Here is a 467-nt window from a genome sequence, read left to right on the forward strand (position 1 = left end):
TCGGCGTACGGGCGGCCGACGCGGCGGTAGATGCGGCCTCGGATGCGGCTCGGAGCCTGTCCAGGGCCTGGCGCACTGCGAACAACCTCGGGTCCAAGCCCGGTAGGCCTTCGGCGTCGAGGTCGGCGTAGAGCACCTCATGGGCGTACCTGTTCAGGCGCAGCAGCAGCCTGACCGTGTGCCAGGGGGCGTCCTGCGCGTCGCTCAGGCCTTCCGCGTTGTACGGGAGCGAGGCCCGGCCCAGCGGCAGCACCGCGACGGCCTCGGTGAGCCGGTGGGCCGACGACTCGACCGCGGAGGGCAGGCCATCGACAGCGTCGGCGTCGGCGTGGGCCGAGGGGTCGAGCGGGACCTCGGAGGCCAGTAAAGCGACGGAGTCCGCGACCGCGTGGAAACGCGAGGAGCCGAGCGCCTGGAGGGCGGCCGAGTGGGCCCGGGTCCTGGCCAGGGTCAGCTGGCGCTCCAGG

1 protein-coding gene is annotated in these 467 nt (G+C 73.7%); it reads right to left on the minus strand.

Going from position 1 to position 467, the window contains the following annotated elements:
• Positions 1-467 (minus strand): CHAD domain-containing protein (locus J0695_RS43420; protein ID WP_206970300.1); only part of this gene is annotated, 467 nt, incomplete at both ends.

The sequence above is a fragment of the Streptomyces beijiangensis genome, assembly GCF_017315755.1.
Classification (GTDB): domain Bacteria; phylum Actinomycetota; class Actinomycetes; order Streptomycetales; family Streptomycetaceae; genus Streptomyces; species Streptomyces beijiangensis.